Raw genomic sequence first — 20215 nt, 5'->3', positions numbered from 1 at the left:
AATTTTTGTATCAAAGTTTTTGCAGCCGAGAATATGAATTTTATATTGACAGATTTACATTGTCGCGCAACTCTGCTGCTCATTCCATCGTGCTGGCTCGGGGAGGGCTTTCGAGGGCGCGTTGAATGCTCATGGGAGGAGCAGATGACAATTCGAAAGAACCAGACTGCCTCACAAATTTCGCGCCGTGATGCGCTGAAGCTTAGCCTCGCCGCAGGCGTCGGCCTAACGATGTTCGGCATGAGTGCACGTGTTGTCATGGCCGAGGAAGGTCAGGTTCTCAAGGCCATCAATCCGGCCTTCGACCAGGATTGGTCGCCACTTCGTGGCGGCGGCAGAACCTTCCGCTGGAATTCGTTCTGGTGGGCGTCGCCGATGTATTTCGACACGGAAGGCAAGTTGCAGCCTTATGTATTCACGAGCTGGGAATCGTCCGACAACAAGGTCTGGACCTTCAAGATCGATCCGAAGGCTGTTTTTTCCGACGGCAGCAAGATCACGTCGGCGGATGTGAAGGGTTCATGGGAAGTGGCCTCGATGCCGAACACCAAGAGCCAGCGCGCCGACCAAGTGCTGAGCAAGGTGCAAGGCTACAAAGAGATCGGAGCCGGTTCCGGCACTGAGCTTACCGGGGTCGCAACGCCGGATGAAGGGACGGTCACCGTTACACTCACGCAAGCTGACCCGATTTTCTTCATGCGCCTGGCAAACCATATTATTCCCGTGACCAAGGCGTCGCAGTCGAGAGGCAGCGACGGGGAAGAGATAGCCGACTGGTACAAGCCGGACAATAATGCCGTCTACTCCGGTCCTTTCAAGCTAACGAGCATCGACATCGACGCAGGGAGCCTGACGTTTGAGCCGAACGAGAATTTCTTCGGTCCGAAGCCGAAGCTTGCTCGCATCGAGATCAGTTCGATCGAAGACAATGTGACGGCGACGTCTCTCATCAATTCCGGCGAGTATAACGTCCATACGGAACTGGTCACCTCGACGATAATCCAGGATCTCGGTCCGGAGTTTTCGGCAGGGCCGATCATTCCTACGAGCCAGCACTTCTGGTTCAACATTTCGCGTGCACCGATGAACGATGCGAAAGTGCGTCAGGCGCTGATCATGGCGGTTGACCGCGACGGGCTTTTCAAGGCGTCTTATCCGGATGGACCGCACAAGAAGGCAGACCAGATCCTGAATTCCGTGCCTGGCGCGGACGGTTCCGGCTTCGAACCCTATCCTTTTGATCCTGAAGGGGCAAAAAAGCTGCTTGCTCAATCGAGCTATGGTGGTCCCGAGCGGCTGCCGAAGATCATGTTCGTTGGCATCTCGGCGCCCGCGATCCAGGCAGCTGCCCAATTCATCGCGGAACAGTGGCGCCAGAACCTCGGCATTACCGCAGTCGACATGAAACCGCAGCAGGACGCCTATGCCGGGCCTGACCAGAACTCGGTTCAGATTTTCCGCGACGATGTCGGCACGCGCGTCCCCGATGCCGTTTCCTACCTCGCCGGTTCAATCGCCTCCACCTCCTCCAACGCCCAAAACAAGCTCGGCGGTTACAAGAACGACAAGGTCGACAGCCTGCTTGCCGAAGCCGCGACCAAGGCTGCAGACGACCCGCAGCGCGTGAAACTGGCGCAGGAGGCACAAAAGGCGTTCCGCGACGATTGGGTATTCATTCCATGGTATTCTCAGGCGATGTCCCGCTGGGCGACGAAGGAGGTCAAGGGGATGGAGAAGAACCTGGACTGGCAAGTCGTTGCACCATGGGACATTTCCATCGATCAAGCATAATGGCTTTCGCCGACTTTGTCGCTGAACAGCAACATGCGCGAGGTCCGTACGGCCTTCGCGCATGTTTCAAACAGAAGGCGCGGTTGTCCGCGGCTATCCCCGTGAAAACTGCGCCGATGAACAAGTGGAGGTGGCTTTGTTTCGTTACGTGTTAACGCGGTTTGCCATCTGGATTCCGTCCGTCCTTGTCGTGATGATGGCCGTTTATGCGATGGCATTTTACGGTGCCGGCGATCCGATCAAGCTGATCTTTCTTCGTGCACCGGGCGATGTCGCCTATAATCCGGAACGGATCGAAGCCATTCGAGAGAGCGCCGGCCTTAACAAACCATTCATCGAGCAGTTCGGCCTTTACATCTGGAACTTGCTGCATGGCCAGTTCGGCAATTCGCTGACCTCGGGCCGCTCGGTCTGGGCGATGGTTTCCGCAGCCGCTCCCGTCTCCTTCAAACTGGCGCTTTGTTCCATCACCTTGACAGCGGTCGTTGCCATCCCCCTCGGCATGATCGCAGCGCTCAATCAGAATTCCAGGCTCGACTATACGATCCTCGGCTCGGCCCTGTTCTTATGGGCAATTCCTGCCTATGTCGCCGGACCACTGCTCATGGTCGGATTGATCGTCTTCCTGCCGATGATCAAGGTTCCCTACGGTTGGGGAGGTATTTTTGATGTCCGCATCCTGCTGCCCCTGATTGTTTTGTCCTTTCAGCCGATTGCGCTCATCGTACGCCAGACGCGTGCGGCAGTGATTGAAGTGCTGTCGGAGGATTTCGTACGCACGGCGCGGGCCAAGGGCGTACCGGAAATCGTCGTCGCTCTCAGGCATATCCTGCGCCCGGTGCTGACCCCGGTCGTCACCCAGCTCGGGCTCGTCATGATCACCATCGTCAACGGTGCGATCTTCGTTGAACTGGTCTTCGGCCTACCCGGCCTCGGCCGTCTGACCGTGCAGGCGCTCACGAATTCCGATTATCCAGTCATCCTGGCGATCACGCTCATCGGATCCTTCCTGGTGATGGTCTCGAACCTTCTGGTCGACGTTCTCTATCCGCTGCTTGACCCACGCGCCAACGATGCAAGAAGGAGTCGCTGACAATGTCCGCAGTCCCTCTCTCGACGATCGAGACCGCAGAAGAACCCCCGGTCAGCCTTTGGCGCGATGCCTGGTTCCGCCTGAAGCGCAACAGGCTTGCCCTTTTCGGCCTCGCGGTTGTCGTTGTGCTGGCTCTGGCAGCGGTCTTCGGACCATACCTTACGCCCTATGACTACCTGGGCCAGGACCTTGATGCCCGCAACGCCGCACCCTCGCTGACACATCTATTCGGCACCGATGATCTTGGCCGGGACGTCTTCAGCCGCGTCGTCTACGGCACACGCACCGCCTTTCTCGTCGCCGTGATCGTCACGCTCGTCGCCGTTTTGATCGGACTGGCCCTCGGCGCTGTTGCTGGCTTCTTCGGCGATCCATTCGATCGCGTCATCATGTGGCTGACCGATGTCACCATGTCGGTGCCGAATCTGCTCCTGGTCGTCGTCATCAACGCTTCGCTGAAATCGCCGATCACCAACTGGATGGAAGCCCGCTACCTGGAGACCCTCAATCCTTTTTATCGTCAGACGGTTTGGGTTGATTTCATCCTGGTTTTCGGGTCAATGGCCCTGATCGCCTGGCCGCCCTACGCCCGTCTCGTCCGCGCCCAGGTCCTGTCGATCCGCAGCCGGCCCTATATCACGGCGGCGCAGGCGCTCGGCCTTTCGAGCTGGATCGTTATCACGCGCTACGTCATTCCGAATGCCCTCGGTCCGCTGATCGTTTCCGTCAGCGCCGGTCTCGGTACTGCGATGGTGCTCGAAAGTGCCTTCAGTTTCCTCGGTGTCGGCGTCAATCCACCAACGCCCAGCTGGGGCAACATGATCTCGGATGGCCTGCGTGTCTGGCAGCATTATCCGCATCTGCTTGCTGCGCCGGCGGCTGTGCTCGGACTTGCTTCGGTTGCTTTCAGCTTCCTGGGCGATGGTCTCAATGATGCGCTCAATCCGCGGGGCAGCAAGTAATGAACACGACGACCAATGACCGCCTTCTTGACGTGCGCGACCTCACCGTCGAGATAGAGACGCGCCGAGGGACTGCCGTCGTGGTCGATGGCATCGATCTCTACGTCAACAAGGGCGAAACGCTTGGCGTCGTCGGCGAGTCCGGCTGCGGCAAGAGCTTGACGATGCTGAGCCTGATGCGGCTCCTGCCGAACAAGATCAGAGTCGCCAGGGGCACGGCGCATTTCGACGGACGCGATCTGCAGACGATGTCGAACGCCGATCTGCGGAAGGTGCGCGGTGGTGACATCGGCTTCGTCTTCCAGGATCCGATGACCTCGCTCAATCCGGTGATGCGCGTCGGCGAGCAGATCTGCGAGCCGCTGATCTATCATCGCAAGATGAGCAAGGCAGATGCGCGAATTCGGGCGGTCGAGCTCCTGCGGCTGGTGGGTATTCCCGGCCCTGAGGAACGCCTGATGGCATACCCGCATGAGCTTTCGGGCGGCATGCGCCAGCGCGTGATGATCGCCATCGGCCTTGCCTGCGATCCGAAGCTTCTGATCGCCGACGAGCCGACCACGGCGCTCGACGTCACGATCCAGGCCCAGATCGTCGATCTCGTGAAGGAGCTGCGGGCCAAGCTTGGCATGTCGGTGGTGTGGATCACGCACGATCTGGCGCTGATTGCAGGTCTCGTCGATCGCGTGGCGGTGCTTTATGCCGGCACTGTCGTCGAAGTTGCGCCGGTCGATGAGCTCTATGCTCGGCCAAGCCATCCTTATACGCGCGGGCTGCTTGCGTCGATCCCGAAGCTCTCGGATGCGCCTGCAAGCCGTCTAAGTTCGATCGGGGGAACACCGCCTGAGCCCGGCCTGCGTCCGAAAGGGTGTCCGTTCGCCCCGCGCTGTCCGCTTGTCGAGACCATCTGCCACGAGCGCGCTCCGAAGCTTGAACCTTTGGCCGGAGCCGCCAACCATCGCACCGCATGTTTTGTTGTCCAGAAAGTGCAGGAGGCTGCGTGATGGGCGCTGAACCGCTTCTGAAGGTCGAAAACCTGGTCAAGCACTTTCACGTCAAGCTCGGCGCTTTCGGCGAGCGCTCGGCAACCGTTTACGCGCTCGACAACGTCAATCTTGATATCATGGAAGGCGAGACCTTAAGCCTTGTCGGGGAATCCGGTTGCGGCAAATCGACGACCGGTTTTACGATCCTCAATCTCTACAAGGCCACGAGCGGCAAGGTTGTCTACAAGGGGCAGGATCTGTCGAGGCTTGGCGAAAAGGAAATGCGGCCATTCCGCCGCGACCTGCAGATCGTCTTTCAAGATCCCTATTCGACGCTCAATCCGCGCATGACGATCGGCGAGGCGATCGGCGAGCCAATCCTCTTCCACAGGTTATGCACCAAGGGCGAGCTCAAGGACAAGGTCGCAAACCTGCTGAGTGATGTTGGGCTGCCGGCGCGCTTTGCGCAGCGTTATCCGCATGAGCTCTCAGGTGGCCAGCGCCAGCGCGTCGCCATCGCGCGTGCGCTTGCCTGCCAGCCGAAATTCATCGTCTGCGACGAGGCAATCTCAGCACTCGACGTTTCGATCCAGGCACAGATCATCAATCTGCTGCTCGATCTGCAGGAGAAATACGGCCTCACATATCTCTTCATCGCGCATGACCTGGCAGTCGTCCACCATATCAGCACGCGCGTAGGCGTCATGTATCTCGGCCGGCTTGCCGAGCTTGCCAGCCGCGAAGAGCTGTTCAAAAATCCGCTGCATCCCTACACGAAGGCGCTGCTTTCGGCGGTGCCGGAAACCGATCCTTCCCACGAGCGGAGCCGCAAGCGCCAGATCCTGCAGGGTGACGTTCCAAGTCCGCTCGACCCGCCGTCCGGCTGCCGCTTTCACACCCGCTGCCCGATCGCAACCGATGTCTGCAGCAGACTCGTTCCCGAATGGAAGGAAGCAAGTCCCGGCCATCTCGTTGCCTGCCACGCCGTCAATTGGGGTCAGACGACGTGACGCTGAAAGTCGCCATCATTGCCGACGACCTGACCGGGGCACTCGATACGGCCGCGCCTTTCGTCGAAGCGGGCCTTGCCGTTGCTGTCGCCATTGATGTTGAGGCGGCAAGGGAGGCGATTGCGAGGAGTGCCGATGTCGTGGTGATCAACACAGCCTCGCGTGCTCTTGCCGAGGATGCCGCCGCACACAGGGTGCGGCTGGCAGCAGAGGTCTTGCTGTCGGCCGAACCTGCAATCGTCATGAAGAAGATCGATTCCAGGCTAAAAGGCAACGTCGCTGCCGAAAGCTCTGCCCTTGTTGAGGTATTCGCCCTCAAGTCAATTCTGGTTGCGCCTGCGATTCCGGACCAGAAGCGCTTTACTTATCGCGGTTGCGTCGTCGGGCGCGGTGTCGACAGTCCGATCCCGGTTGCCGAGCTTTTTGCTAACCATTCGCAAATCGTGGCCGTTGCAGATGCCGAGGACGATAGCGATCTCGACTCCATCGCCGGCGAAAATGATTGGCGTTCGGTTCTGGCCGTCGGCGCGCGTGGCCTTGGCGCGGCCCTGGCCCGACGCCTGGGCAAGGCGGGCGGGCATAGCCAAACCTTCGAGCCGGCCATCAGGACACTTTTTGCCATCGGCTCCCGCGATCCGATTACCGCCCAGCAGATGGACCGCCTCGAGGCATCCGGTGCCTTGCGCATGGTCGCAGACGCACCGCTGGGAGCTGTGGAAAGCGGCGAAGGCTTTGAGCTTCCTGCTCTGCTTCGCTGCAGTGGCGGAATTGCAGACGATGCTGCAGCAGTAGCGCAACGCTTTGCAAAAGGCGTAAAATCGGTCATGGACGATACACGGCCGGATATGCTGATGGTTGGCGGTGGCGACACTGCGCTTGCGGTGTTTGGCGAGCTTGGTATGCGCATCCTCGTCCCGAAAGGTGAAATCGAGGCAGGCGTGCCGTGGTTCGACGTTACAGCCGCAGACGGGCGCCATCTTCGTTCTGCGGTAAAGTCCGGGGGGTTCGGCAGCTGCGATAGTTTGCTAAGACTGATTGTGCGGGTTCAGGCGGCCTAGCGGATGCCGGCGGGAGAATGAAGGTGGATGAAAGAAATGGAGCATCTTTGAACGCGGGAACCGGCCGAGCCGCAAAGCCCGAGCGCGGAAAGGCCGTGAAGCTCGTGGATCGCGTCTTCGACCAGCTTCTGGAACGTATTCGCGCCGGAAACTATCCAGCTGATTCACGCTTGCCGGGAGAGCATGAACTGGCGTCGATGCTGGGCGTATCGCGTCCAATCGTTCGCGACGCGCTCGCGCGCTTGCGCGACCAGGGCATGGTTTATGCCCGTCAGGGAGCAGGAACCTTCGTCAGCGCCCACGGCTTGCCGGCCGCGCACCTGGCTTACTCGCCTGTCAAGACGATCGCCGACATTCAGCGTTGCTACGAATTCCGCCTGACGATCGAGCCCGCGGCGGCCTACTTTGCCGCCAAGCGCCGCGACAGTGGAGCGCTTGAGAAGATAGCAACGGCGCTTGCGGATCTTCGCGAGGCGACGAACCACCAGCTTCATCGAACCGACGCCGATTTCCTGTTTCATCGGGCTGTCACTGAGGCTGCTAACAATCACTATTACACGGCCTCCATGGACGCTCTCAAACCGCATATCGCGGTTGGTATGCATCTGCATGGATTGTCGCTTCTCGGTCCCCGCCAGGGCCTTCAGAAAGTGTTTCAGGAACACGATGAAATCTACAAGGCTATTGCCGAGGGCCGGGCAGACGACGCCCGGGAGCTGATGCGGGCCCATCTTGAGGGCTCGAGAGATCGCCTCTTCGAGGGTCGTGTTCTCGACCTCTCCTTCTAGTTGCCAGCGACGGTGTCACGGAGGTCTGTCGCCGTCACGGTTGGCGACCGGCATTTTCGTCTGCGCACCTGGTCATGGGAAAGAAAAAACAGTCTCTATTGGCGCGTGCCCGTTTGCGCTTGCCCATGCTACGATATTGGTTCCTTCAACAGTTAGGGACGATCAACTCATGACGGGCCAGGATGGCAGTATTCTTGATTATGTCGGGATTCTTGCCGTGTTTTTTCTCGTTGGCGCCAACGGTTTTTTCGTGGCTGCCGAATTCGCATTGGTTTCCGTCAGGCGCAGCCGCGTGGCCGAGCTCGCGGCCGCGGGACGTATGAACGCTTCAGCGCTTCAGCGGGCTGTGGACAATCTCGATGCAAATCTTGCGGCCACCCAGCTCGGCATAACGATCTCTTCACTCGCTCTTGGCTGGGTCGGCGAACCGGCGCTGGCGCATCTGATCGAGCCGCTATTGGCGTGGTTGCCCGGTGACTGGGCAAGGACAGGCTCTCATGCCATCGCAGTTGTCATTGCGTTTGTGATCATAACGGCGCTTCACATTGTGCTTGGCGAGCTGGCACCGAAGAGCCTCGCTCTGCAGCGTAGTGAGGAAACCTCGTTGGCCGTGGTCCGGCCGCTTGGGTTCTTTCTCGTCTTATTCAAGCCGGCGATTTTTGCTCTCAATGGTATGGGCAACCTCGTGCTTCGTGCTTTCGGCCTTCACCCCGGAACTGGTGAATCCTCCTTCCATTCTCCGCAAGAGCTGAAGTTGCTGGTGGCCGAAAGCCAGGAGGCGGGTCTTCTCAACCAGGTGCAGCAACAGCTCGTCGAGCGCGTGCTCAATATCGGCGAAAGACCGATTTCCGACGTCATGACACCGCGTCTGGACGTGGAGTGGTTCGACGCCGACGACAGCGAGGCAGAAATCCTGAGAACGATTAGGGAGTGCAGGCACGAACAGCTTCTCGTTGCTCGCGGCTCAATCGACGAGCCGATCGGGATGGTTCTTAAGAAGGACTTGCTCGATCAGGTTTTGGACGGCGGCAGGATCCGGCCGATGGATGTCATCAAGCAGCCGCTGGTGCTTCACGAAGGAACCTCGGTGGTCCGCGTTCTCAGCAGCTTCAAGGCGTCACCGGTCCACCTCGCTATCGTCATCGACGAATATGGCAGTCTCGAGGGAATTGTCACGCAGACGGACTTGCTGGAGGCGATCGCCGGGGAACTGCCGGGATCCGACGAGGAACCGGCGATCGTGGTTCGCGAAGACGGCTCACTGCTCGTTGATGCAATGATGCCGGCCTTCGACGCTTTCGAAAAACTGGGCCTGCGGAACAAACCGGATGCTGACTTCCATACGCTTGCGGGATTTGCCCTTCATCAGCTCCAGCACATCCCGGAGACCGGTGAGGTTTTCGAGTTCGACGGATGGCGGTTCGAAGTCATCGATATGGATGGAATGCGCATCGACAAGATCCTGGCAACGCGCAGTCCGACGCAAGGAGCCGATATCTAGGCTGGCTGCCGTGCCGAGCCAGTCTCATTCGTTTTCCGATCACCGCCGATTCTTGAAATCTCCGGCGCAACCTCCGATCATGCCTGCCATTGTCAGGCTCATAAAAATCAATCCCGGCGTTCAGACGCATCAAAGCGATCAGCCGCCGGGCAGAAAGAAATTTCCCTGTCATCCATCATTGGAAATGCTCTTTGCTTTTAACCACTAAATTTATAGACAATAAATAGTTCATTCAATCGGAAAGGAAAACAGATGGCCGCTCTGCGACTGGTCGGAATTGCCGGCAGCTTCAACCGCCCTTCCAAGACATGCGCGCTCGTTGAGGAGGTTGCCGATCGCGCGGCGCATAGATATGGCTTCGACCGTCGCGTTTATGATCTACACGATGTTGGCCCATCGCTCGGCAGTGCGTTATCGCGAAGGGAACTGGACGATCAGGCAAAGGGTGTCATCGATGCAATCGTCGGCGCTGACGCTTTGGTGGTCGGCTCGCCGACTTACAAGGGATCCTATCCCGGTCTGTTCAAACATCTGATCGACCTTATTGAACCCGGGGAACTGCGCGCAAAGCCGATCATCATCACGGCAACTGGCGGCGGAGACCGGCATGCTCTGGTGGTCGAGCACCAACTGCGGCCGCTCTTCGGCTTCTTCATGTCCCATACCCTGCCGACGGCCGTCTACGGATCGGACCGAGATTTTGCGGACTACAAGGTTGCTTCAAAGCCACTGTCGACGCGGATTGACGAAGTGGTAGGCGAACTTGCAGCTTTTTTTCCAGGCGATGTGATCGTTGCGGCCGCCGAATAACGTTCAAGGCCTGATATCCTCGCGGGACTAAGAGGAATTCGATGCCGACAACCCTTTGCACTGCCGCATTAAAATGCCGCGGCATGTCGCGGAGCGACTTATGAAGCGTGTTGCAATGAGCCGAATACTCATTCTCCCCGGCCTCTTCGGTTCAGGTGAGGGGCACTGGCAGCACCATTGGTTGAAGGAGCATCCGCACAGCCGGCTTGTCGAACAGGACGACTGGGATCGTCCCCGCTTGCACGACTGGATGCTCAGACTTGAGGAAACATTAGCCGAGGAGGAGGACGATGCCTATATTGTCGCTCACAGTCTCGGTTGCCTTTTGGCCGCTCAACTGGCAGGCCGGCCATCGGCTCGGCGCGTCAGGGGAGCCCTTCTTGTTGCGCCATGCGATCTGCGTGCAACAGAAGCGCTCCATCCCGGTCACATCGACTTTGGCACGATGCCCACCAAGGCGCTGCCCTTTCCAAGCATCGTCGTCGGCAGTCTCAACGATATCTATATAAGCCTTGACCGGTTGACGATGTTTGCGCGCCTTTGGAGATCCGATCTCAGGAACATCGGATTGGCCGGACATATCAACGTCGCAAGCGGATTCGGGCGCTGGCCGAGCGGGTATGGACTTTTGACAACGTTGAAGAGCCGCACCCGCCGCCCGCGGCAGGTTGAACGTAGGCGAGCGGTCACCAATGTTTGAAGCGTGCGGCCGCAAGCGGCTTGCTGTCGGCTAAGATGAGCGTATATCGCTAGCCGAAGACGGAATTCACGCGTGATCCAGGAGAAAGGACCCAACCCATGAGCCTTCGCATCAATGATATTGCACCTGACTTCTCCGCCGAGACGACGCAGGGCCCAATCCATTTTCATGAGTGGATAGCAGATGGTTGGGCGGTGTTGTTCTCGCATCCGAAGAACTTCACGCCAGTCTGCACGACGGAACTTGGCGCAATGGCCGGGCTCGAACAGGAGTTCACTAAACGCGGTGTCAAGATCATCGGCATATCCGTCGATCCGGTGGAAAGCCACGGCAAGTGGAAGAACGACATCAAGACGGCTACCGGTTTCGATGTCGGCTATCCACTGATCGGCGACAAGGATCTCAAGGTCGCCAAGCTCTATGACATGCTGCCGGCAGGCGCAGGCGAGAGCTCGGAAGGCCGCACGCCGGCCGACAACGCCACCGTGCGCTCTGTCTTCGTCATCGGCCCCGACAAGAAGATCAAGCTCATCCTCACCTATCCGATGACGACGGGCCGCAACTTCAATGAAATCTTGCGTGCCATCGATTCCATTCAATTGACGGCCAAGCATCAGGTAGCGACACCTGCAAACTGGCAGCAGGGGGAAGACGTCATCATCACGGCTGCGGTTTCGAACGAAGACGCGATCTCGCGCTTCGGCTCTTTCGACACTGTCCTTCCCTATCTCAGGAAGACCAAGCAGCCGACCGGTTGATCGAGCCTCGGAGCTTGTGCGGATTGACTGGATCGGCGCGCAACGACCACGGAAGCGGGAGAGACGCCCGATTTTCGTCCCTGATCGTTTGCGCGCATTCCCCACACTCGTCCAGGTCTCCCCACATCGCTTCGTTCGGATCTGCCGGCCAAGATCTTGAAGCCGCGCCCTGCAATGAGCGCTCGACGCGGCCGCTTGATCGCGACGTCACCCCTTCCGGGGTCGGACCTCCATGAATAGGTATGGTGCGCCGGTTCCCGAGGGGATCGCATAGACGTCATAGGACGCCTGCGGGTCGTCTCCCATCCCCAACGAGCCAGGGGGCATGCCAGGCACGGCCAGCCCTCGGACCGGCGGCCGCTCCCGCAGCAGGCGCTGAACGGCCTCAAGCGGAACGTGTCCCTCAAGGTAGTATTCCTCGACGATGGCAGTGTGGCATCCCTCAAGGGCGGCGGGGACTCCCAGCCGCGCTTTAACTGCGGCAAGGTCGCCGGTGTCGCGCACGTCGACAGAAAATCCCGCCGCGGCCATCGCCTTCGACCATTCGCGACAGCAACCGCAGTTCGGATCCTTGTGGACAGTCATCTTCGCTGGGGCGGCGGCGCGGACCCCGCTGCCAAGGAACACCAGGGCGGATGCCGCCATTGTGATGAAGCTTCTCCTGTGCATCGTCTCCACTCCTTGATGTCCTGCCGCCCGGATGGACGCGGGCGGCAGGAGGCGGCTATTTTACCTCGGTGACCATCAGCTTGCCATTCACGCGTTCGGCAACGAACTCGATGTTCGAGCCTTCCTTCAGCTTTTCCAGCAATGCAGGGTCTTCAACACGGAAAACCATGGTCATCGCGGGCATGTCGAGGCCCTTGAGGTCTTCATGTTTGATGGTGACCTTCTTTGCCTTGGTGTCGACCTTGTTGACAACGCCCTTGGTGAATTCCTGGGCAAACGCACCGAAGGCCGTGCTGGCGCAGAGCAGGGCGGCTACGGTGACCTTGATCATTGCAGTTTTCATCTCTGTGTCTCCTTGGTTTCGATTACTTCCCGGCGACGGTGACGTCGCCGTGCATGCCTGCTTCATAGTGACCAGGGATCAGGCAGGCGAACTTGAACTGGCCGTCGGTGGTGAACTTCCAGACGATCTCGCCGGATTGACCTGCCGGAAGCCGGATCGAATTCGGATCGTCATGTTCCATCTCCGGGAACTTCTCCATGACCGCCTTATGCTCAAGGATCTTGTCTTCCTGATCGAGCACGAATTCGTGATCGACGGTGCCGGCATTCTTGATCGCGATCTTGACTGTCTGCCCCTTGCGGACATTGAAGACGGCGGGGGTAAACAGCATCTTCCCGTCGTCGGTTTCCTTCATCGTGACGCGGATCGTTTGCGTCGCCTTGGCTTTGTCGCCAGGTTCGCCAACGGGCATCTTTTCACCGTGACCGCCAGCGTGATTGCCGGTGGCCAGGGCTGGGGTTGCGAGCGCGACCAGCGCCAGTGCCAGTACATAGTTTTTCATGGGTAAATCCTTTTTTGATGTGGAGGATTGAGCCTCAGCCGTTTGTCGGCTTCGGTGTGATTTGCGTTTTCGCGTCCTTGGCCTTGGTCGCGTCCGGCAGTTCGCCGGTCCATTCCCAAGCCTGGGTCCCCGGCGGGTTCTCGTACCAGCCCGGATCGGAGTAGTCGCCCGCCGAGATGCCCTCGCGGACCTTGACGACCGAGAACATGCCGCCCATCTCGATGGGGCCGTGCGGCCCCCAGCCGGTCATCATCGGAATGGTGTTCTCGGGGATAGGCATTTCCATTTCGCCCATATCAGCCATACCCTTGGTGCCCATGGGCATGTATTCCGGCTGAAGCTTCTTGATCTTCTCGGCGACCTTGGACTTGTCGGCACCGATGAAGGTCGGGATGTCGTGTCCCATCGCGTTCATCGTGTGATGCGACTTGTGGCAATGGATCGCCCAGTCGCCGAGGTACTTGGCGTCGAACTCGTAGGCACGCATTGCACCGACCGGAATGTCGATGCTTACCTCCGGCCACCGCGCTTCCGGCCGCACCCAGCCACCGTCGGTACAGGTCACCTCGAAGTCGTAGCCATGCATGTGGATCGGATGGTTCGTCATCGTCAGGTTGCCGACGCGGACGCGGACCCGGTCGTTCTTGGAAACGACGAGTGGACTGATGTCCGGAAACACGCGGCTGTTCCAGCACCACATGTTGAAGTCGGTCATTTCCATGATCCGGGGCACGTAGGAGCCGGGATCGATGTCATAGGCATTGAGAAGGAAGACGAAGTCACGGTCGACCGGCATGAACTTCGGGTCCTTCGGGTGGACGACGAAGAAGCCCATCATGCCCATGGCCATCTGCACCATCTCGTCGGAGTGCGGGTGGTACATGAAGGTTCCCGACTTTACGAGATCGAACTCGTAGACATAGGTCTTGCCGACCGGGATATGCGGCTGTGTCAGGCCACCGACACCGTCCATGCCCGACGGCACGAGCATGCCGTGCCAATGGATCGTCGTGTGTTCCGGCAATTTGTTCGTGACGAAAATGCGGACGCGATCTCCTTCGACCGCCTCGATGGTGGGACCGGGTGATTGACCGTTGTAGCCCCAGAGATAGGCCGTCATGCCGTCAGCCATCTCGCGTTCGACCGGTTCGGCGACCAGGTGGAACTCCTTGACACCGTTGTTCATCCGGTGCGGCAGGGTCCAGCCATTGAGCGTAACCACTGGCTGGTAATCTGGTCCCGAGGTCGGATGGAGCGGTGGCTGCATGTCCGCCGATTCCATCGTTGGTGCGTCGGGCAGACCCATTGCCGACGTCTTTGTCCAAGCGGCCGTCGAAAGGAGAGCGGCGCTAGCTCCAATGATCTGTCTTCTATTGAACATAGCGATGTCCTTTCTCAATGGCCGCCGCCACCGCGGCTCTCGGAGGCAGAGGCAACTTCGGTCTCTGCTGACGTAGCCGTCGCGCCGCCGCCATAAATCGCTGGCGCAAGGTTGGCTTCGGCCAACCAGAAGTCGCGTTTGGCGTTGACGGAGAGCAGGATGGAGTTGATCTTGTCGCGTGTGTCGGTGAGCAGTTCGAACGTGTTGGTGATCATGCCGTTGTAGGTCAGCAGAGACTCCTCTTCGACCTTGGTGCGCAGCGGCACGACGCTGTTGCGGTAGTGCCGGGCGATGTCGTAGTTCGACCGGTAGGCCTCGTAGGCGGAGCGTGCTTCCGAACGGACGTTGATGGCTTTTTCCGCCAACTCGTTGGCGGCACGCATGTAGTCAAGCTCGGCCTTGCGCATCCGGGCCTTGCCGGTGTCGAAGATTGGGATCGCGAATTCCAGCTCGGCAAATCCCGTCGTGTCGACCTTCTTGTCGCCGTCCTCGATTTCGCGTTCCGTTTCAAGCCCCGTCAGGATTTCCAGATCGGTCACATACCGAGTTGCCTCTGTCAGCCCATAGGAGCGAGCGGTCGCCTCCAACTCAAGTTTGGCGACTTGCAGATCGATACGGTTGCGAAGTGCCTCCGCCTCGATGGTATCGCGCTTGACGACAGCCCTTGGCAGGGACGGCAGGCTGTTCGGGACTTGATAGTCGAGGTCAGAGCCCCAAAGACCCATAAGACGCGTAAGCTCTTCCTTTGTCAGCCGGGCCGCCAGACGCGCCTTTGCGGTTTCGCCTGCAAGCTCGGCTACAAAAACATGCTCGCGAGCTTGAGCGCCTTTGGTCATTGCCCCGGTCTCGCCCAGCTTCTGTGCTAGCTCGGAGGCTGCATCGGCAGTGGCTTGGGCGCGTTGCAACTGGCCCACGTTCTCCCAGGCAGCAACGGCGTTGATCCAGGCGCGACGGGTGTCGGCGGCAAGCTGAAGCGTACGCACAGCAGCGTTCAACTGTGCTTGCCGGAACCGCGTGTCAGCGATTTCGATGTCACGCTTCTTCGTGGCAAGCGCCAGGATGTTGGTGACGACTGCCCCTTCGACTGTCTTGAAGGCCTCTAACCCGGGCGTCCCGATGCCTGTCAAACCAACGGCTACAGTCGGGTTCAGGAACATTGTCGATTGCCAGGCGTCAGCGGCGCTGTCGCCAAGATCGGCATACGCCGCCTGAAGGCCCTTGTTGTTCAGCAGGGCGATCTGTACGGCGGTCTCGACGTCGAGTGACTTCTTGCGAGCCAGGAGCGCTCTGACCTGAGCAGATGCTGCTCGCGCCTGTTGTTGATTTTGCACCCAGACGGTTCGCTTAGAGGCGATGGCAGCAGTCTTACTGGAGACAGTGGTGAAACCGGCTTCATTCCTGGCATATTCCGCGCTGCTGACACAGCCTGCTAGGACGAATGGAATAACTGAGATGGCTGCGAGCAGTTTCGTCGGGGTCATGACGGGTCTCCTTCGGCGGGAGACTGCGACTGGTTCTGTTGCCGCCAGGGCCTGGGGTCGACGGGCTGCCTGTCGACATAGCCCGAGATCGGCGACCGGTATGCGACCGGGCGCGGGGAGGGCTGTTCGACTGCGGCCGACGACGCCGTTACGTCGGGAGGAAGTGTGGATGCGCAGCCGCCGATAACAAGCGGCAGCCCCACCACGAGAAGCGAGGTTTTCATTATGAAATTTCCGAGTATGAGATAGCCTAAAGGGCACCCGCCACACAAAGGCAGATGTCCGGCTGGACCCGATCAAGCGGGCGCGTCTCTATTCAGATGTTCGGAGGACGGTCGAGCGTTGGCAGTTCACCAAGCGTCGTCCGGTCGTCGACGAACTGCCGGATCGAAGTCACGACGGGCCCACCGACGTCCTGGCCATCAGAAATAATACCGATGCCGCCGCAAAAATCGTCACAGCAGTCCTGTTTGACGAGCTTTGATCCGTCATCATCGGAGACATCGCCATGCGAGTGGTCATGTTGGGCGACGTCGACCCTGTCATGCGCGCCGTGCGACAGCATCGCGTCAAACGGAGCGGCTCCAGGATCTGGGAAGGGAGAGCCATGCATCGCTGCATTAGCGTTCGACAGCGAATACCCCGCCAGCGATACGATGATCACCAGCCGCATCATCACGAGCAGCCTGCTCACTATGATTCGGTACATCTTGCCCATTCCCAACGAGCTACATGCAAAGCAGCCCGATTTCAATCTGGTCCCATATGTTGTTGATGTTCGCGTCGTTTATGTGGCGCGAACATTACCTTATGCACAGGCTAGAGGTTCCAATGCTGGTAAGGTCAAGGAGCTGTTCTTCCCTGACTGTGCCCGATCTCGAATGCTGCCCGGCTCTATTTGCCGCGGCTCTCGGCGCAGCGACGATACTGCATATCCAATCGGACCGCGCTGATCGGCCTATGCTCGTGCCGGCTCTACCGAAACCGCTCAGCTCCGTTGCGGCAAAGCTTCCATATGGAACTTTATACCTATTCATCAAACATCCGGCCACTGCGTGCTTCCAGCCGATAGCGATGCCCCGGATAAACAAGTCTGGCAGTCGAGACAACCTTCTTGCCCGACCAGGTCCGTCGCCGGATCGCAAGACAGGGTTCCGTTTTCAAAATCATCAGCAGCTTGCATTCCCAACTCCTCGGCATTGCTGCCTCGACGACATGCTCGGATCCACTCAATGGCGCTGCGGCTGTGAGATAGGCATTCGGTGTCACCGAGGAGAAATCTTGCTCAAGGTAATTCTGCGCTGCCGACGGGTTGACGAAGCGGTCTTCGATTTGCACCGGAACGCCGTTTTCGCTGTGAACGATGAGCGAGTGGAATACGGGGCCGCCGATTTCAAGCTCCAGCGCATCAGCCACTTCCGGGGAGGCGATTTCTCTTGCAAGAACAATGACATTTGCCTCATGCTCGTTTCCACGCTCGGCAATCTCTTCAGCAATATTACGCACTTCAAAAAGCGCAGAATAGCCTTTGCGCTCCGCAACAAACGAACCGACGCCCTGGATGCGCACCAGCTCACCCTCGCTGGCAAGCTCGCGCAAGGCGCGGTTGGCGGTCATCTTGCTGACGCCGAGCTCGACGACGAGTTCGTTTTCGGAAGGCACGCGATGCTTGGGCGGCCACTCGCCGCTGTGAATGCGATCGAGAATCACCTGTTTGACGCCGGCGTAAAGCGGTGCGGTGTCATTTTCGGAAAACTCGCGCTTCATCTCGCCCGGACGCTTCATTGCCCATTCCTTTTGCATCGATGGAATCTGCCCGATAAACAGACTTTCCTCTTGCATATCATGAAATCTCTCATATGCTACCCTATACAACCTCCTGGTCAAGCGTTCGATTAGCGTCGATGACGACAGGCAAGCCGGCGCAGACCGGTTTCATGAAACCACAAGATCAATGACAACTTCAGAGGAGATTGATGATATGAGATTGAAGACGCTTTTTCTTTCTGCCGGGTTCATGCTCGCGACCTTCGCCGCCCCGCTCGCGGCCAAGGATTGGAAGACCGCCACCATAACGCTCGAAGGCGCCTACGCGCCGTGGAACCTGACGAATGCCGACGGCTCGCTCGGCGGTTTCGAACCGGAACTCGCCAAGATTCTTTGCGAACGTGCCAAGATTGAGTGCAGCCTCGTCGCCTCAGACTGGGACGGAATGATTCCAGCCCTCAACGCCGGCAAGTTCGACGTCATCATGGACGCCTTGTCGATTACCGAGGAACGCAAGAAGATCATCGACTTTACGGTTCCCTACGCCGCGACCCCCGCCGCCTTTGCGACAGCCAAGGATAGTCCGCTTGCCAACGCCGCAGGCACAGGCTCGACCATCACGATGACTCCCGGCCAGAGCGGGGTGAAGGAAATCGAAGCCCTCAAGGAAGCCTTCAAGGACAAGACGATCGGCATTCAGGCGGCGACTGTCTATGCCAAATTCGTCTATGACAACTTCGGCAGCATCGCCGAGATCCGTGAATACAAGACCGGTGCAGACCGCGACCTTGACTTGCAGAGCGGCCGCATCGATCTCGGCTTTGACGATGCGGTCTATTTCAACAACGCCTTTCAAGCCGCAAATGGTGCGCTTGCCTTTACCGGTCCCGAAATAGCCGGTTCCATCTGGGGTGAGGGCGAAGGTCTTGGGCTGCGCAAGGCAGATACGGATCTGCGCGACAAGTTCAACGAGGCCATCAAGTCTGCCCTTGCTGACGGCACCGTCAAAAACCTCTCGATGAAGTGGTTCAAGGTCGACGTCAGCCCGCAGAAGTAAGCGCCGGTTCCGGCCGAAAACTTCCGGTCCCCGCTTACTCGACGGGGACCGCATGTTATTCTGACGGCCCTTGGAGGGCAGCGCGGGGAACGGATATGGCGACAATGGAACTGATTGGCTTCGGCTCGACAGGATGGGGGGCACTGCTTCTGCTCGGTGCCGCGACGACGCTTGCCGTGACGGCGACGGCGCTCGCAATCGGGGCGCTGCTCGGAACGATCGTCGCCGGCGCCAAGCTGTCCGGCAATTGGCTGCTGTCTGCCATGGGCAGTCTCTACACCACCGTTTTTCGCGGCGTTCCCGAACTGCTGATCATCTATCTGATCTATTTCGGCGGATCGTCCGCAATGACGGCGATCGGCACGGCCATGGGTTACGAGGGTTTTCTCGGACTACCTTCCTTCGCGGCCGGTGCGCTGGCGGTTGGTATCATTTCAGGCGCATATCAGGCGGAGGTCTTCCGTGGCGCCTATCTTGCGATTTCCAAGGGAGAACTTGAGGCGGCATCCGCAATCGGCATGCATCGCGGCTTGCGCTTCCGGCGCATTATCATGCCACAGGTCCTGCGCTTTGCCATTCCCGGTCTCGGCAATGTCTGGCAGTTGAGCCTCAAGGACTCGGCGCTGGTTTCGGTGACGGGTCTTGCCGAACTGATGCGGACCAGCCAGGTCGCGGCCGGCTCTACCCGGCAATATTTCCTCTTCTTCATCATCGGTGGCGCGCTCTATCTGATCCTGACGAGCCTTTCCGATCGGGTATTCAACGGTGCCGAGCGGCGGACAAACCGCAGCATGCCGGCAGCTGCGATGGGCCAGGCCTGAGGAACGACCATGGACTTCACCTTTCTGTCGCAGACCATGATCACGCTTTTGAAGGCTGTGCCGATGACGCTGGCGCTGTTTTCCGCGTCGATCTTCTTCGGCCTCTTTCTGGCGCTCTTGATTGTCTGGATGCGCGTTGGCGGCAATCCGGTACTCTCGGCGATTGCCAAGGGCTACGTCTTTGTCTTTCGCGGCTCACCGCTTCTGATCCAGATGTTTCTCGTCTTTTACGGCCTCGGGCAATTTGGTTTCATCCGCTATTCCTTCCTCTGGCCGTTCCTGAGAGAGCCTTTCGTCTGTGCCGTTCTGTCGCTGGCGCTGTGCACTGCCGGTTACACGGCCGAGATCTTCCGCGGCGGCATTCGGGCAATCTCTCCAAGGGAAATCGAGGCCGCCCGCTCGATCGGCATGTCGGGCTTTGTGCTTGTGCGCCGCATCCTGGCGCCCATCGCTTTTAGGCATGCCTTGCCCGCTTATTCGACCGAAATCGTCCTGATGATGAAGTCGACGGCTCTCGCAAGCCTCGTCACGGTATGGGAGGTCACAGGTGTCGCCCAGCGTCTGATCTCGCAGACCTATCGTACGATGGAGGTCTTCCTCTGTGCTGCCCTCATCTATCTTGTTTTGAACTTCATCATCCTTCAGGGCATGACCCTGCTTGAATATTCGCTCTCCCGACATCGCCGCGCCACTCCGGCGGCGCTGAAGGCGTAGGATCAGACTCAAACCGATTGGAG

The 20215-nt window shown here is 59.0% G+C and carries 22 protein-coding genes; 14 read left to right on the top strand and 8 right to left on the bottom strand.

Going from position 1 to position 20215, the window contains the following annotated elements; translation table 11 throughout:
• Window positions 1-144: 144 nt before the first annotated feature.
• The 11 genes from EV130_RS17180 to EV130_RS17130 all read left to right on the top strand — a co-directional run bounded on the left by EV130_RS17180 (window position 145) and on the right by EV130_RS17130 (window position 11457).
• Window positions 145-1791 (top strand): ABC transporter substrate-binding protein, encoded by a 1647-nt coding sequence (locus EV130_RS17180; protein WP_074064369.1) that lies wholly within the window; start codon window positions 145-147, stop codon window positions 1789-1791.
• A 136-nt stretch (window positions 1792-1927) separates the two neighbouring features.
• Complete coding sequence (locus tag EV130_RS17175; protein ID WP_074065631.1) at window positions 1928-2884, top strand: ABC transporter permease; 957 nt, start codon at window positions 1928-1930, stop codon at window positions 2882-2884.
• A gap of 2 nt (window positions 2885-2886) precedes the next feature.
• A complete protein-coding gene (locus tag EV130_RS17170; RefSeq protein ID WP_132660912.1) occupies window positions 2887-3846 on the top strand; it encodes an ABC transporter permease in 960 nt (319 codons plus the stop codon).
• On the top strand, window positions 3846-4850 hold the full coding sequence (locus EV130_RS17165) for an ABC transporter ATP-binding protein (protein ID WP_074064371.1): 1005 nt from the start codon (window positions 3846-3848) through the stop codon (window positions 4848-4850). The genes EV130_RS17170 and EV130_RS17165 overlap by 1 nt, the downstream gene beginning before the upstream one ends.
• Window positions 4850-5842: an ABC transporter ATP-binding protein gene (locus EV130_RS17160; protein ID WP_074064372.1), complete on the top strand. Its 993-nt coding sequence runs from the start codon at window positions 4850-4852 to the stop codon at window positions 5840-5842. The genes EV130_RS17165 and EV130_RS17160 overlap by 1 nt, the downstream gene beginning before the upstream one ends.
• Window positions 5839-6900, top strand: coding sequence for a four-carbon acid sugar kinase family protein (locus EV130_RS17155; protein WP_132660910.1), 1062 nt, complete (start codon window positions 5839-5841; stop codon window positions 6898-6900). Before EV130_RS17160 ends, EV130_RS17155 begins: the two co-directional genes overlap by 4 nt.
• Before the next feature lie 23 nt (window positions 6901-6923).
• Complete coding sequence (locus tag EV130_RS17150) at window positions 6924-7688, top strand: FadR/GntR family transcriptional regulator (RefSeq protein ID WP_207900887.1); 765 nt, start codon at window positions 6924-6926, stop codon at window positions 7686-7688.
• A 169-nt stretch (window positions 7689-7857) separates the two neighbouring features.
• Window positions 7858-9189: a hemolysin family protein gene (locus tag EV130_RS17145; protein WP_074064375.1), complete on the top strand. Its 1332-nt coding sequence runs from the start codon at window positions 7858-7860 to the stop codon at window positions 9187-9189.
• Window positions 9190-9441: 252 nt separating this feature from the next.
• Window positions 9442-9999 carry an FMN reductase gene (gene msuE / locus EV130_RS17140; RefSeq protein ID WP_074064376.1) on the top strand — a complete coding sequence of 186 codons (558 nt, stop codon included), beginning with the start codon at window positions 9442-9444 and terminating at the stop codon, window positions 9997-9999.
• 115 nt (window positions 10000-10114) lie between these two features.
• The gene (locus tag EV130_RS17135; protein ID WP_074065632.1) at window positions 10115-10699 is read left to right on the top strand and encodes an RBBP9/YdeN family alpha/beta hydrolase; all 585 of its coding nucleotides are present in this window, start codon (window positions 10115-10117) and stop codon (window positions 10697-10699) included.
• Between the two features lie 98 nt (window positions 10700-10797).
• The gene (locus EV130_RS17130; protein ID WP_074064377.1) at window positions 10798-11457 is read left to right on the top strand and encodes a peroxiredoxin; all 660 of its coding nucleotides are present in this window, start codon (window positions 10798-10800) and stop codon (window positions 11455-11457) included.
• Between the two features lie 207 nt (window positions 11458-11664).
• Here the strand turns inward: EV130_RS17130 and EV130_RS17125 are convergent, their stop codons facing one another.
• The 8 genes from EV130_RS17125 to hutC all read right to left on the bottom strand — a co-directional run bounded on the left by EV130_RS17125 (window position 11665) and on the right by hutC (window position 17618).
• Window positions 11665-12126, bottom strand: coding sequence for a DUF411 domain-containing protein (locus EV130_RS17125; protein WP_074064378.1), 462 nt, complete (start codon window positions 12124-12126; stop codon window positions 11665-11667).
• 55 nt (window positions 12127-12181) lie between these two features.
• Window positions 12182-12469: a copper-binding protein gene (locus EV130_RS17120; RefSeq protein WP_074064379.1), complete on the bottom strand. Its 288-nt coding sequence runs from the start codon at window positions 12467-12469 to the stop codon at window positions 12182-12184.
• 22 nt (window positions 12470-12491) lie between these two features.
• Window positions 12492-12971 (bottom strand): cupredoxin domain-containing protein, encoded by a 480-nt coding sequence (locus EV130_RS17115; protein WP_074064380.1) that lies wholly within the window; start codon window positions 12969-12971, stop codon window positions 12492-12494.
• Window positions 12972-13005: 34 nt separating this feature from the next.
• The gene (locus EV130_RS17110; protein WP_132550832.1) at window positions 13006-14352 is read right to left on the bottom strand and encodes a multicopper oxidase family protein; all 1347 of its coding nucleotides are present in this window, start codon (window positions 14350-14352) and stop codon (window positions 13006-13008) included.
• A gap of 14 nt (window positions 14353-14366) precedes the next feature.
• Window positions 14367-15833, bottom strand: a complete 1467-nt coding sequence (locus EV130_RS17105; RefSeq protein WP_074064382.1) for a TolC family protein — start codon at window positions 15831-15833, stop codon at window positions 14367-14369.
• Window positions 15830-16057 carry a hypothetical protein gene (locus EV130_RS17100; protein ID WP_074064383.1) on the bottom strand — a complete coding sequence of 76 codons (228 nt, stop codon included), beginning with the start codon at window positions 16055-16057 and terminating at the stop codon, window positions 15830-15832. Before EV130_RS17100 ends, EV130_RS17105 begins: the two co-directional genes overlap by 4 nt.
• Before the next feature lie 92 nt (window positions 16058-16149).
• Complete coding sequence (locus tag EV130_RS17095; RefSeq protein WP_074065633.1) at window positions 16150-16542, bottom strand: hypothetical protein; 393 nt, start codon at window positions 16540-16542, stop codon at window positions 16150-16152.
• Window positions 16543-16862: 320 nt separating this feature from the next.
• Complete coding sequence (gene hutC / locus EV130_RS17090) at window positions 16863-17618, bottom strand: histidine utilization transcriptional repressor HutC (RefSeq protein ID WP_132550830.1); 756 nt, start codon at window positions 17616-17618, stop codon at window positions 16863-16865.
• Between the two features lie 196 nt (window positions 17619-17814).
• Here hutC and EV130_RS17085 point away from each other — a divergent pair, with 196 nt between their 5' ends.
• The 3 genes from EV130_RS17085 (at window position 17815) to EV130_RS17075 (ending at window position 20192) form a co-directional block, all read left to right on the top strand.
• A complete protein-coding gene (locus tag EV130_RS17085) occupies window positions 17815-18657 on the top strand; it encodes a transporter substrate-binding domain-containing protein (RefSeq protein ID WP_074064384.1) in 843 nt (280 codons plus the stop codon).
• 95 nt (window positions 18658-18752) lie between these two features.
• Window positions 18753-19478: an ABC transporter permease gene (locus EV130_RS17080; protein WP_074064385.1), complete on the top strand. Its 726-nt coding sequence runs from the start codon at window positions 18753-18755 to the stop codon at window positions 19476-19478.
• 9 nt (window positions 19479-19487) lie between these two features.
• Complete coding sequence (locus EV130_RS17075) at window positions 19488-20192, top strand: ABC transporter permease (RefSeq protein WP_074064386.1); 705 nt, start codon at window positions 19488-19490, stop codon at window positions 20190-20192.
• The last annotated feature ends 23 nt before the right edge of the window (window positions 20193-20215 follow it).

The organism is Rhizobium azibense, assembly GCF_004342325.1.
Taxonomy (GTDB): domain Bacteria; phylum Pseudomonadota; class Alphaproteobacteria; order Rhizobiales; family Rhizobiaceae; genus Rhizobium; species Rhizobium etli_B.
The sequence above is the reverse complement of the archived record's forward strand: the minus strand, read 5'-3'. Positions and strand labels throughout refer to the sequence as shown.